1 pseudogene is annotated in these 398 nt (G+C 75.4%); it reads right to left on the bottom strand.

From position 1 onward, the window contains the following. Window positions 1-227: 227 nt before the first annotated feature. A pseudogene (locus tag RNB18_RS53195) lies at window positions 228-398 on the bottom strand (transcriptional regulator); the annotation flags it as partial.

Raw genomic sequence — 398 nt, forward strand, 5'->3', positions numbered from 1 at the left:
GCCCTGGGGCGACCGTCACCTGACCCCTTGGTCCGGGGCGGACGGCAGCCGGTCCTTCCGCCCCTGAGCCGACCGTCACTCGGCCCTTCCGATCCGAGGCCAGCCGTCACTCGGCCCTTCCGGCCCGGGAGGCCGTCACCTTCGGCCCCGGCCTCGGCCCAGGGGCGGACGCCACCCGCTCCTTCCGACCTGGGCCGGACGCCATCCGGCCCGTCTTCCGCTCGCGGTCAGCGGCGGGCCGTCACCGCTCCCTCGACGGCGAACAACTGCTCCTCGACATGGTCGAGCGCCAGCCGGAGGGCCCCCGTCGCGACCGCGGCCTCACCGAGCAGCGACAACGTCACCCGTGGCGGGCGCAGACAGTAGCGGGCCAGCTCCTCGCGCAGGGGTTCCAGCAC

Origin of the sequence: Streptomyces doebereineriae, assembly GCF_031845645.1 — a bacterium.
Taxonomy (GTDB): domain Bacteria; phylum Actinomycetota; class Actinomycetes; order Streptomycetales; family Streptomycetaceae; genus Streptomyces; species Streptomyces canus.